Raw genomic sequence first — 11,426 nt, forward strand, 5'->3', positions numbered from 1 at the left:
TGAAGGCCACCTCAGTTAAATGTCCCTCTGGGCCGGCGTATGCTGGCCCTATGAAGTCTGTACGCAAGAGCCGCTGGATCGCCGGTGACGTGATGTCCTGGGCCCTGGGCGTCACCCTGGGCCTGATCCTGGGAGTCGGCCTGCTGATCGGGGTGCCGCGTCTGATGAGCAAGCCGGTGGCCCCGGCCGATTCCCCGTCCGTCTCGGGCACCTCGTCGGAACAGAGCACCCAGGGCTCGGCCGGCGGGGGCATGGCCGGGGGCGATATGGCCGGCCCCGGCGCCGCGAGCGGGGGAGCGGCCGAAAACGGCGCAGCCTCGGGCCAAGCCGCTGCGGGCTCGTCCAGTGCGGGTTCGTCGGGTGCGGGCGCATCAGGCCAGACGGCAGCGGGGCAGTCCGGCGCGGGCGAGATGGGCTCGGCCCCGGCCGGCGGATCGGACAACGCGGGGGCCGGGTCGCAGGGCGCTGGGAGCGGGGGGGTGCAGGGGAACGCCTCGGACTCCGCCGGCGCGGGCAAGAGCACTTCTGGAAGCGGCAGCGCCGGTATGGGCAACGACGTGCAGGGCGACGCTCCGGCCGAGAGCGGCGTGGACTCCACCGCGACGGGCTCCGTGGCGGCGGGGACGGCGAGCGCCCCCGGCAGCGACAGCGACTCCATGAGCGGTGCCCCGGCCGCCGACGGCAACGCCGGAACGCAGGCGGGCGAGGGGCAGGCGGGCACGAACGCGGCCGGTGACCCCAAGGCTGGCCAGACCCTCTTCGTGGCCAACTGCGCGGGTTGCCACGGCCCCCAGGCCCAGGGCGGCATCGGCCCGAACCTGACGACCGCCGATGGGCCCAAAGCCTGGACGGACGCCCAGTTCCTGACCACGCTGCGTGAAGGCCGCACCCCCGAACGCGAACTCGCCCCGACCATGCCGCGCTTCTCCTCCGAACAGCTCAGCGACGGCGATGTGGCGAACATCCACGCCTGGATCAAGAGCCTGAACTGAAGGCCACCAGGCAGAAGCGCCCGAAAAGGACAGCCCAGGCCAGCCAGAGCGGATCACCCGCTCCGGTTTGACTTGCCCGCGCCGGCTCCGCAGACTGTCTGGATGACCAGCAGTCAGGAACAGTTCGGCGCCCACGCTGCGAAGTACGCGCAGAGCGAGATCCACCGCGCCGGCCCCAGCCTGCCCGTGCTGCTGGACTTCGCCGCGCCGACCCGGCAGGACAGGGCGCTGGACGTCGCCACCGGCACCGGCCACACGGCCCTGGCCCTGGCCCCACGGGTCGCCCAGGTGACCGGGCTGGATCTCACGGAGGCGATGCTGGCCCACGCGCGCCAACAGGCCGGGGCGGCAGGGCTCGCCAACGTGACGTTCCAGCCGGGCGATGCCGAGGCTCTGCCCTTTCCGGACGCCGCCTTCACGCTGCTCACGTCCCGCCACGCGCCCCACCACTTCCACCACCTCGACCGGTTTCTGGCCGAGGCGTTCCGGGTGCTGGAGCCCGGCGGGCGCCTCGTGATCGCGGATCAGATCAGCCCCACGCCTGAGCTTCAGCCCTGGATCGACACCTACCAGCGGCGGCGCGACCCCAGTCACGTCGCCCAGCGCACCGTGGCCGCGTGGCGGGAGCTGGCGCGGGCGGCGGGTTTCGGGTGGGCGCGGGACACGCTGGTGCCGTACCGCCTGGAGTTCGGCTGGTGGGTGGCCCAGTCCGGGTGTGCCCCGGAGACGGTGCGGGCGCTGCGCGAGCACGCGGCGAGCCTCACGGCCGAGGAGCAGGACGCGGTGGGCCTGCACTTCGGTGAGGCCGGGGAACTGGTCGCCCACACCGAGCAGATGCTGGTGGTCAGGCTGGAAAAGCGCTAAAGCCTGTCGCCTACGTGGATCGCCGCGATGCCGAAGCTCAGGACGCGGAAGCGGGTGCGGAAGCCGGTGGCGCGCATGAGCCCCGCCAGGGTCTCGGGGTCGGGAAAGGCCAGCACGCTTTCGGGCAGGTAGGTGTAGGCGCCGGCGTTGCCGCTGACGAGGGCGCCGATGCGCGGCAGGACGTGCTGGAAGTAGAAGCGGAAGAGGCGGCCGAACAGCCCGGCGCGGGGCGGCGGGAACTCCAGGATCACCACCCGGCCCCCCGGCGCCAGGACGCGGTGGAACTCGGACAGTCCACGCGCGTAGTCGGCGAAGTTGCGGAAACCGAAGGCGCAGGTCACGGCGTCGAAGCGGCCGTCCGGGTAGGGCAGGTTCAGCGCGTCGCCCTCCTCCAGCCGGATGTCGAGGTGCCGGGCCGCCGACTTGCCGCGGGCAATGTCGAGCATCTGGGGTACGAAGTCGGAGCCGACGACCTCGGCCCCTGGTGCCCGGCCCTTAAGTTCCAGGGCGAAATCGCCCGTGCCGGTGGCCACGTCCAGCACGCGCCCGGGCTCCAGCGCCAGGGCCTCCTGCGCGGCGGCGCGGCGCCAGCCCCGATCCACGCCCAGGCTGAGTACCCGGTTCAGCAGGTCGTAGCGCGGCGCGATAGAGGCGAACATGGCCTGCACGTCTTTGCCCTTGTCCTGCTTGTCGCCCACGGCCGGCCGGTCTGTCATGGGGCTGATGATAGCGGGGGGGTGCCGGGACAGGCGGGAAACCCTATCCCAGTTTCAGCAGCCCTGCCGGGGTCGGCGTGAAGCCGCAGCCCTCGTAGAAGCCGCTCAGGTGAGGCTCGTAGTCCACGTGCAGCCATTCCAGCCCGCCGTGCTCGCGGGCCGCCCGCGCCGCGCGCCTGACCAGTTCGCGGCCGATGCTGCGCTGCTGATACGCCGGATGCACGGTCGTGTCCAGCAGGAAGGCGTGGACACCCCCGTCCCAGACGACGTTCACGAAGCCCACCAGCGCGTCCCCCTGGTGCGCCGTGACCCAGGTCAGCGATCTCTCCAGCACCGGCCGCCACCACCCACCGTCGGAACTCCCGCCCCACGCGGCCTGCCGCAGACGGCCCAGCGCCGTGAAATCTATGGGCGCCCGCAGGCGGTACTGGATCACGCCGCAGTGACGCCCAGGCTGCGGCCGACCGTCTGGTACGCCTGCAGCGCGTGGTCGAGGTCGTCTCGGGTGTGCTCGGCGGTCACGATGTTGCGGATCCGGGCCGAGCCGCGCGGCACGGTGGGAAAGCCCAGGCCGACCGCGAAGACGCCCTGCTCGAACAGCCGTCGGCTGGCCTCGAAGGCGGCGGCAGGTTCGCCGAACAGCACCGGCGTGATGGGCGTCACCGAACCCATGGTGTCGAAGCCCAGCCGGGCCAGTTCGGCCTTGAAGTAGCGGGTGTTGTCCCACAGGCGTTCCATCAGGGTCGGGTCGCGCTGTACCTCTTCCAGCGCGGCGGCCAGGGCGCCCACGGTGGCCGGGGCCTGGGCGGTGGAGAACAGGTACGGCCGGGCGCGGTTGATGAGCAGCTGGCGCAGGTTCGCGTGCCCCGCCGCGTAGCCGCCCACGCCGCCCCAGGCTTTGCTCAGCGTGCCGACCTGGATTACGTCGTCGGCATACTCGAAGCCGAAGTGGTGCACGGTGCCGCGCCCTGATTCGCCCATCACGCCCGAGCCGTGGGCGTCGTCCACATAGGTCACGGCGCCGTGTTTACGGGCCACCGCGACCAGCGCGTCCAGCGGGGCCAGGTCGCCGTCCATGGAGAACACGCCGTCGGTCACGACCAGCTTCAGGCCGTCGGTGTCGTGCTCCTGCAGCAGCCGCTCCAGATCGGCCGCGTCGGCGTGCCTGTAGACCTTCTTGGTCGCCTTGGTCAGTCGCAGCCCGTCGATGATGGAGGCGTGGTTCAGCTCGTCGCTGATCACCAGATCGCCCTCGCGCAGCAGGGCGCCCAGCACGCCCTGGTTGGTCGTGAAGCCCGAGTGCAGCACCAGCGCGCTGCCGGTGTGCTTGAAGGCCGCGATCTGCTCCTCCAGTTCCTCGTGAATCCGCAGGGTGCCGGCAATGGTTCGCACGGCGCCGGCGCCCACGCCCCATTTCTCCAGGTACTCGGCCGCCCGCGCCTTGAGCGCCGGATGGTCGGCGAAGCCCAGGTAGTTGTTGCTCGCCAAGTTCACGACCTCGCGGCCATCGACCCGTGTGCGCGCCCGGTTGGCGGCGTCCAGCACACGCGGCGAGATCAGCAGGCCGGACTCGCGCAGGCTGCTCAGTTCGGCGTTCAGGCGTTCGGAGAGGGAGGTGGACATGGAGGCAGTGTACGGGCGCACTGTAGAGCGCGTCCGTGAGCTGGGGACGTTCCTCAGCCCACCGGCTGCGAGACGCCCAGGGCCGCCCGCACCCGCGGCGCGACCCCGGTGCCCAGCAGCTCGATGGCGCGCAGCATCTTCGGCTGGGGCATCAGCACGTTGGTCATCTGGAAGGACAGCCGCGTCACGCCGCCCAGCACCTCGTTCACATACAGCACCTTCTCGGCCACCGCCTCCGGCTCCCCGATCAGGTAGGGGCCGCCGGGGGCCGTGGCGGCGTCGAAGGCGGCGCGGCTGGGCGGCGACCAGCCCCGCTCGCGTCCGATGGTGTCCAGCATCCGCGCGTAGCCGGGGAAGAAGGTGTCACGCGCTTCCTGAGCGCTGCCCGCCACGTACCCGAAGGCGTGCACCCCGACCTTCAGACTGTCCGGGGCGTGCCCGGCGCGGCGTCCCGCCTCGCGGTACAGGTCGACCAGCGGCCGGAACCGCCGGAAGTCGCCGCCGATGATCGCCACCATCAGCGGCAGGCCCAGCATCCCGGCGCGCACGAAGGACTCCGGTGTGCCGCCCACACCCAGCCAGACCGGCAGCGGGCTCTGCAGCGGGCGCGGGTACACGCCCTGGCCGCTCAGCGCCGCGCGGTGCCGTCCTGTCCAGTGCACATGCGTGTCCTCACGGATCTTCAGCAGCAACTCCAGCTTCTCGGCGAACAGCGAGTCGTAGTCCCGCAGGTTCAGCCCGAACAGCGGGTAGGCCTCGGTGAACGACCCGCGCCCCACCACCAGTTCGGCGCGCCCCCCGGAGATCAGGTCGAGGGTGGCGTACTGCTGGAACACCCGCACCGGGTCGTCGGCGCTGAGCACCGTCACGGCGCTGTTGAGGCGGATCCGGCGGGTGCGCGCGGCGGCGGCCGCCAGGATCATCGCGGGGGCCGAGTCGAGATACTCGGGCCGGTGATGCTCGCCCACCCCGAAGGAGTCCACGCCCGCCTGATCGGCCTGCACGATCTCCTCGACGAGGTTCTGCACCCTCTCGGCGGCGCTCAGGGTACGCCCGGTCTCCGGGTCGGACACCACGGCGGCGAAACTGTCGATTCCGATCTGCATGGTTCAGTCTACCAAGGGGTTGATATAATAAACCTGCCCCGGTTTTTTGCGGACAGGAGCGAGCGGGCGCCCTCTCAACAGGGCGCCCGCTCCGCCTGCGCCTGGCGCTACTGGCTGGTGATCGGGGTCGTCACGTGCAGCGTGTAGCGCTTCAGGGCCGAGGTTTCCAGGCTCCGCAGGTAGGTGGTGGTGTCGCGGGGCAGGTACACGTAGTGCTCGGCGCGCGACCAGCCCGCCGCCAGGGTCCAGGTCTGCTTCATGTCCGGCGTGGTGGTCTGGAAACTCAGGGTCACGGCCTCGCTGGCGTAGGCCACGCGGTCGTGGGTCATCAGGGGCAGCTCCTCGCCGGCGTCGCGCACCCCGTCGGAGTCCTTGTCCCGCCACATGATCCAGTGCAGGAAGTTCAGTTTCGCGGCCGGGGCACTCACGACCGGGGTGCCCTGCACCGTGGCTGGCAGCCAGGCCGAGACGGGCCTGGCCTCCGCGACCAGCACATTCAGACCCGTCGGATCGACCTCGGTGACGGTCTTCCCGGCCGCCACGCTGATCTGGTAGACGCTGGTGCCGTCCTCTTTCAGCAGGTTCAGGTAGGCGTTCGCCGGAGCGGCCGGAAAGCGCACCTCGACGCCGCTGGGCAGCGGGGGGCGGCCGCCGTCGGGAGCACCCGGGGCACTGCTGCCACACGCGCTGAGGCTCAGCAGGCCCAGCAGACTCAGGGGGATCAGGCGCTTCATTTCTGGCCTCCGGCGTGGTTCAGACCCTGGCTGGTCAGGCGGTTGGTGCTCTCGTGCAGGCGGATGGCGATGGCCTGGTCGGCGGTGGGCACCGAGTTCATGCTGACCACGTAGCGGTTCAGCGTCTCGGAGGGTTGCAGCACCTCGTGGCGCACCAGACTCCAGCCGGCGGCGCGGGTGCCGGATTCGGTCGAGAAGGTGTCGAGGCTGGTGAACTGGTAGGTGAACGCCGCGTTGGCGTAGCTGTAGAGGTCGTGGGTCTGGTACAGCTCCTCGTCGGAGGTCGGCTTTCCGTCTCCGCTGGTGTCCCTGAACAGCGTGAAATACACGTTGCAGGTTCTGACCGTCTCGGGCGTCACCATCACGGCCGTCATGCCCTTCGTCTCGCCGCCCTTGAAGGGTGTGACACACAGCGGATTGTTCTTGAGGGTGTCCAGGGTGCTGCCGCCGTAATACGAAGATGACCCGAACAGCTGGATGGTGCCGCTGCTGACTGATCCGCTGGCCCCCGCATTGAGGGAGCCGAGTGCCAGCACTTTCAGCTTGGGCTCGGCCTCCGGCGTCGCCTGCTCGAAATAGATGGCGGCCAGCCGGAGATTCTGACCGACGGCCGTCTCCGGGAAGCGGAAGTTGAGCACCACCGGAGGCACGTAGGGCGGTGGTGGCTGGGGGCAGGCCGTGAGCAGGGTCAGCAGGGCGGCGCAGCCTCCAGCCGGCTTCAGCAACCGTTTAAAGTGTAGGGTTTTCACTATTCAACTGTACTCAGCGTTCAGCCCACGGTGGGGAAGATCTGTGGAGCAGACGTCAAGCATGAAGGCGCCGTCAGTTTCGTCAGAGCAGCGCAGAGAACCCTGCCCTGAGCGGGATCACCTGTTCCCCGGACGCGGGCAACAAAAAAAACATCCCCAGGGGTGATCCGGGGATGCTCTCGCCCTGCTCGGCGTCTACCTGTTCATGATGTGGATCGCCTGCTTGTGCACGGCCTCGGCGGCCTCCAGCACGCTCTCGCCCAGGGTGGGGTGGGCGTGCATGGTCAGGGCGATGTCGCTGGCGGTCGCGGCCATCTCCAGCGCCAGCCCGGCCTCGCCCAGCAGGTCGGAGGCGTGCGGCCCCACGATGTGCACGCCCAGCAGCAGATCCGTGTCCTTCTCCACGACCATCTTCACGAAACCGTCGGTGGCCTGCAGCGTCATGGCGCGGCCCGAGGCCGAGAGGGGGAACACGCCGGTCTTGATCTCGTAGCCCTTCTCCTTCGCCTCGGCCTCGGTCAGGCCGACCCAGGCGAGTTCGGGGCTGGTGTACACCACGCCGGGAATCGCCACGGCGTCCTGCTCGGCGGGCTTGCCGGCGATCACCTCGGCGGCCACCAGGCCCTCCTTCATGGCCTTGTGGGCCAGCATGGGGTTGCTCGCCACGTCGCCCACCACGTAGATGTGGGGCACGTTGCTGCGCTGGCGGGTATCGGCCGGAATGAAGCCGCGCTCCGTGACGGTTACGCCCGCCGCCTGGGCGTTTAGCCCGTCGGTGCGCGGGCGGCGGCCCACGGCGACCAGCACGCGGTCGAAGACCTCGACCGTCTTCTCGCCGGTCTTGACGTTCTCCAGTTCCACATGGATGCCGTCGGCCTTCTTCTCGGCCCGGTTGGCCTTGGTCTGCACGGCGATCTCGATGCCCTGCTTGGTCATGATCTTGGCGAATTCCTTCACCGCGTCGGCGTCGGCGCCGGGGATCACGTTCGGCAGGAACTCGATGATCTTCACCTTGGCGCCCATGTTGTTGTACACGTGCGCGAACTCGAAGCCGATCACGCCGCCGCCCACGCACAGCATCCGGGCGGGCACCGGGTCGGGCATGACCAGCGCGCCCGTACTGTCCACGATTGAGCTCTGATCCACCTCCAGGCCCGGCAGTTTCGCCGGCTCGGAGCCCGTGGCGATGATGATGCTGGCGGCGCTGTAGGTCTGGTCTCCGACCTTGACCGTGTGGTCGTCCACGAAGCTGGCCTGCCCGATCAGGTGCGTGACCTTGTTCGCCTTGAACAGCGCGCCCACCCCGCCGGTCAGCTTCTTCACGATGCCGTCCTTCCAGCCGTTCAGCTTGGCAATATCGAGGCTCTGCTGCCCGAAGGTCAGGCCGAAGTCGGCGGCGTGGCGGGCGGCGGCGATCTGCTCGCCCGCGTGCAGCAGGGCCTTGGTGGGAATGCAGCCCACATTCAGGCACACGCCGCCCACGGCCTCGCGCTCGGCGCAGGCGACCTTCAGGCCCAGCTGGGCGGCGCGGATCGCGGCGTGGTAGCCACCGGGGCCAGCACCGATGACCAGCACGTCAAAATCAAAGGATTTCGTCATGCGGTCAGTCTAGCGTTCCCCCCGAAAGCCGTCAGTGACCTGCCCGCATAGCTGGACGGCGCCCATTCACAACTCGCGCTGGTCAGTCCGGAACACGCTGGCCGCGTCCCTGGGCGGGCACGGCCGGGTCGCACATGGTCGGGGCGGAGATGGTCATGGCCCGGTCACGGCCCCGGAACTACGGTGGTTCCAGGCCCCGGAGGGACGTCGCGGCGGGCCGGAGGGGGAAGGGGGATGACCACTCGGGGAACGGTTCGGATCGGCCTGGGGGCGCTGCTGCTCAGCGTGGGCATCGCGGCGCTCGCCATCTTCATCGCGGCGCGCTACGCCTCCCTGACCGCCTACGGGCTCTCGCCGGGGGCCGAGGCGGTCTTCGTGCGCGTGGAGCGGGCCGAGCGGATGTCGGGTCAGCTGGTCACGGCCTGGGTGACCACCGTCGGCGACCGCACGAAGACCACTGCCCCGGCCAGCACCACTCCGGCCCCGGCCAAAGCCACCGGCGCCGCTGAGACCCGTTCCACCGACCCTCTCCCCGCCGACGGCGCCGTGCTGCCGGCCTCACTGTGGCGGGGCTGGTCCGTGCGGCCCCCGGACTCCTGCGCGGCGGTACTGAATCTGGATGAGACCGTGACCGGACGCAGCGCCATCGGCCCCGGCACGCTGCTGTGGCTGGACGCCGGCCCGGGGCGGACGCTGCAAGGCGCCTGCCACCAGGGTTCCGGCCGCTCCTCGACGCCGGCCCTGACCACCCTGAACGTCAAAGGGGGCGAACTGGGCCGGGTGTCGGTGTACTCCGGCAACTGGCCCCGGCTGGCGGTGCTGCTGCTCACGCTGGCGTGGCTGGCCAGCCTGTGCCACGCCCTGATCCCGGCGGGCCGTCACCGCGGCCTGAGCCGATTGATCGTCGGCAAGGACGGCCGCTACAGCAACGCCCAGTTCCAGATGGCCGCCTGGTTCATGGTCTTTATCGGCGCCTATGTCAGCACGCTGGTGTGGCGCGTCGTCAGCGGCAGCCTGCAGCTGGCAGTGGGCATCGGGTCGCCCGAGGCCCTGCTGGCCCTGACCGGCATCGCCGCCGGCACCTACGCGGCGGCGGCGGCCATCACGGCGAATGCCACCGGCCAGGGCCGCCTGATCAAGCCGCCGGCCGCCGAGCCCGAGCTGCAGAACCTCTATTCCGACGACGCCGGCCGCTTCGACTTCGGCGATTTCCAGTCGCTGGTCGTGACCCTGGTGGCGGTGGTGGGCTACCTGATCGCCCTGAGCGGCTGGCAGGAAAACGTCTTCCTGACCTCGCAGACCACGCTGCCGGACGTGGGCAACACCATCCTGACCATCTTCGGTGCGGGGCAGGCCACCTACCTGCTCAAGAAGGCCCTGCACACCGACGCCATCCGTGACCTGGGGCTGGAACTGCGCCCCGCCGAGGTAACGCTGGGCCAGAATGCCGCCCGGCCCAGCGCCCTGACCCTGGACGTCTGGCACGACCCGCTGGCGGCGGTGGGCGCGGCAGCGGTCACGCACCAGCCGGTGCTGGCGAGCGGACTGCTGACCGGCGCGGCGAACATCACCCTGGGCACGCCCCGCACCGTGTCCAGCATGCTGACCCAGTACCCGGTCGATCTGGACACGGCGGGCCTCCCTCCGGGCGAGTACACCTTCGAGGTCAGCGCGGGGACGCCCACGCGCACGCAGACGGTGCTGGGACGGCTGCGGGTGAACCAGGCGGCTGTGCCCCAGCCCTAGAGCGGTTCCGGACGGTCGGCGGCGGCCGGCGGCGGGGGGCTGCCGCCGGGCGGCCTCATCTGACCCAGGAACAGCGGCACGATGGCCGCGAAGTTGCCCACCAGCCGTCCCTGGTGCCAGCGGGGCGTGCCCGTGATCTGTACCTCGACGACCTCGCCGTCGGCCCGACGCAGCCGGGTCTGGTAGGTGCTGCTCTTGCCGTGCTGGCGCGCGACCCTGGCCTGTTGGAGCTTATGGTGATCGTCTGGAACAGTGAATTCGAGGGGCGAGCGGCCCACGATGTCCCGGGCGGGCCGCCCCACCATCTCGGCGAAGGCGCGGTTGACATAGACGAAATGGCCGCTCTCGTCGGCCACCGTCAGGCCGTGATCGACGCTCTCCATGAGCTGCCGGGCGAAATCCAGTTCCTGCTCGTAGGACTCCCGCAGCTGCCGGTGGCCGCGCACCACCCGGATGATCCGCCCCGCGAGCCAGATCGCCGCCAGCTGGACGCTCAGCAGCGGCAGCAGCAGCCAGTACGCCTCCGGACGGGGCACCAGGAAAACGATCAGAAAGCTGGTCAGGGCCAGCAGTCCGAACAGGACGTACGCCCACCGCAGTTCCCGCACGCCCGGCCTCATGATCCATTCTCATAGGCGTGGCCTGACACCGCTCTTACAGAATTCTTACGGGTCAGCTGGGGGGCGAAGGGCCGGAGGCGTCAGAGGCGGCTGGCGCCTGCTGGAAGCCCATGTCGATCATCCCGTCCAGGCTCTGGAAGATCAGTAAAGCTCGCTGGCCCCGTCGTTTGACACCGGCGAGGGCATTGACTTCGGTATGAGAATCAGGCGCCGTCAGACGACGTGGGGGTGGAGCCGCCTCTGTACACGCCATCTCTATCCACGTTTACCGCAAACTCCTGGAAGTCCATGTTGGCGAGACAGAGGTTGTTCTGAACGGCCCAGGCGTACTCTGGGGAAACCCTGAACGAATGGATGGCCCCACCGTCCGCTTCGTCTACATGGACGACAAGAAGGGTATGTTCCTCCTCCGTAGTGCTCACTTTATCCACCACGAACAGCTCATTCAAAGCACTGTCATGCAGAGCTGCTGAGAGCGCGGCGATGCTCAAGCCGTCATAATCTGCATGTTCCACAATAGTAAATCGGGCTACAAATGGAGTGGGCATCTCAGCCAACTGAACGGGTGCGGTTGCTGCGGCGAGTGCGGTTTGCCAGGAGTCATTGTCGCTGTAATCGGTTCGCACCAGCAGGGACGTCAGATCGTCGGGCTCAGGCAGAGTGAATGGCATAGTCCA

12 protein-coding genes are annotated in these 11,426 nt (G+C 69.5%); 3 read left to right on the forward strand and 9 right to left on the reverse strand.

What is annotated here, in order from left to right; genetic code table 11:
* Positions 1-50: 50 nt before the first annotated feature.
* Positions 51-992 (forward strand): c-type cytochrome, encoded by a 942-nt coding sequence (locus CVO96_RS10345; protein ID WP_103312164.1) that lies wholly within the window; start codon positions 51-53, stop codon positions 990-992.
* A 102-nt stretch (positions 993-1,094) separates the two neighbouring features.
* Positions 1,095-1,856 carry a class I SAM-dependent methyltransferase gene (locus tag CVO96_RS10350; protein ID WP_103312165.1) on the forward strand — a complete coding sequence of 254 codons (762 nt, stop codon included), beginning with the start codon at positions 1,095-1,097 and terminating at the stop codon, positions 1,854-1,856.
* Here the strand turns inward: CVO96_RS10350 and ubiE are convergent.
* The 7 genes from ubiE to lpdA all read right to left on the reverse strand — a co-directional run bounded on the left by ubiE (position 1,853) and on the right by lpdA (position 8,383).
* Entirely contained in the window at positions 1,853-2,572 is a 720-nt protein-coding gene (gene ubiE / locus CVO96_RS10355; protein ID WP_103312166.1) for a bifunctional demethylmenaquinone methyltransferase/2-methoxy-6-polyprenyl-1,4-benzoquinol methylase UbiE, read from the reverse strand. The genes CVO96_RS10350 and ubiE overlap by 4 nt on opposite strands.
* Before the next feature lie 43 nt (positions 2,573-2,615).
* On the reverse strand, positions 2,616-3,008 hold the full coding sequence (locus CVO96_RS10360) for a GNAT family N-acetyltransferase (protein ID WP_103312167.1): 393 nt from the start codon (positions 3,006-3,008) through the stop codon (positions 2,616-2,618).
* Positions 3,005-4,195 (reverse strand): glycine C-acetyltransferase, encoded by a 1,191-nt coding sequence (locus CVO96_RS10365; protein ID WP_103312168.1) that lies wholly within the window; start codon positions 4,193-4,195, stop codon positions 3,005-3,007. Before CVO96_RS10365 ends, CVO96_RS10360 begins: the two co-directional genes overlap by 4 nt.
* Before the next feature lie 53 nt (positions 4,196-4,248).
* The gene (locus CVO96_RS10370; protein WP_103312169.1) at positions 4,249-5,301 is read right to left on the reverse strand and encodes an Atu2307/SP_0267 family LLM class monooxygenase; all 1,053 of its coding nucleotides are present in this window, start codon (positions 5,299-5,301) and stop codon (positions 4,249-4,251) included.
* Between the two features lie 107 nt (positions 5,302-5,408).
* A complete protein-coding gene (locus tag CVO96_RS10375) occupies positions 5,409-6,035 on the reverse strand; it encodes a hypothetical protein (RefSeq protein ID WP_103312170.1) in 627 nt (208 codons plus the stop codon).
* A complete protein-coding gene (locus CVO96_RS10380; protein ID WP_103312171.1) occupies positions 6,032-6,760 on the reverse strand; it encodes a hypothetical protein in 729 nt (242 codons plus the stop codon). Before CVO96_RS10380 ends, CVO96_RS10375 begins: the two co-directional genes overlap by 4 nt.
* A gap of 219 nt (positions 6,761-6,979) precedes the next feature.
* Positions 6,980-8,383, reverse strand: coding sequence for a dihydrolipoyl dehydrogenase (gene lpdA, locus CVO96_RS10385; protein ID WP_103312172.1), 1,404 nt, complete (start codon positions 8,381-8,383; stop codon positions 6,980-6,982).
* A 234-nt stretch (positions 8,384-8,617) separates the two neighbouring features.
* Here lpdA and CVO96_RS10390 point away from each other — a divergent pair, with 234 nt between their 5' ends.
* Positions 8,618-10,129, forward strand: coding sequence for a hypothetical protein (locus tag CVO96_RS10390; RefSeq protein ID WP_103312173.1), 1,512 nt, complete (start codon positions 8,618-8,620; stop codon positions 10,127-10,129).
* Here the strand turns inward: CVO96_RS10390 and CVO96_RS10395 are convergent.
* Positions 10,126-10,737, reverse strand: a complete 612-nt coding sequence (locus tag CVO96_RS10395) for a PAS domain S-box protein (RefSeq protein WP_165795272.1) — start codon at positions 10,735-10,737, stop codon at positions 10,126-10,128. The genes CVO96_RS10390 and CVO96_RS10395 overlap by 4 nt on opposite strands.
* Before the next feature lie 215 nt (positions 10,738-10,952).
* Entirely contained in the window at positions 10,953-11,420 is a 468-nt protein-coding gene (locus CVO96_RS20760) for a DUF6924 domain-containing protein (protein WP_133161786.1), read from the reverse strand.
* Between the last annotated feature and the right edge of the window lie 6 nt (positions 11,421-11,426).

Source organism: Deinococcus koreensis, from assembly GCF_002901445.1.
Taxonomy (GTDB): Bacteria; Deinococcota; Deinococci; order Deinococcales; family Deinococcaceae; genus Deinococcus; species Deinococcus koreensis.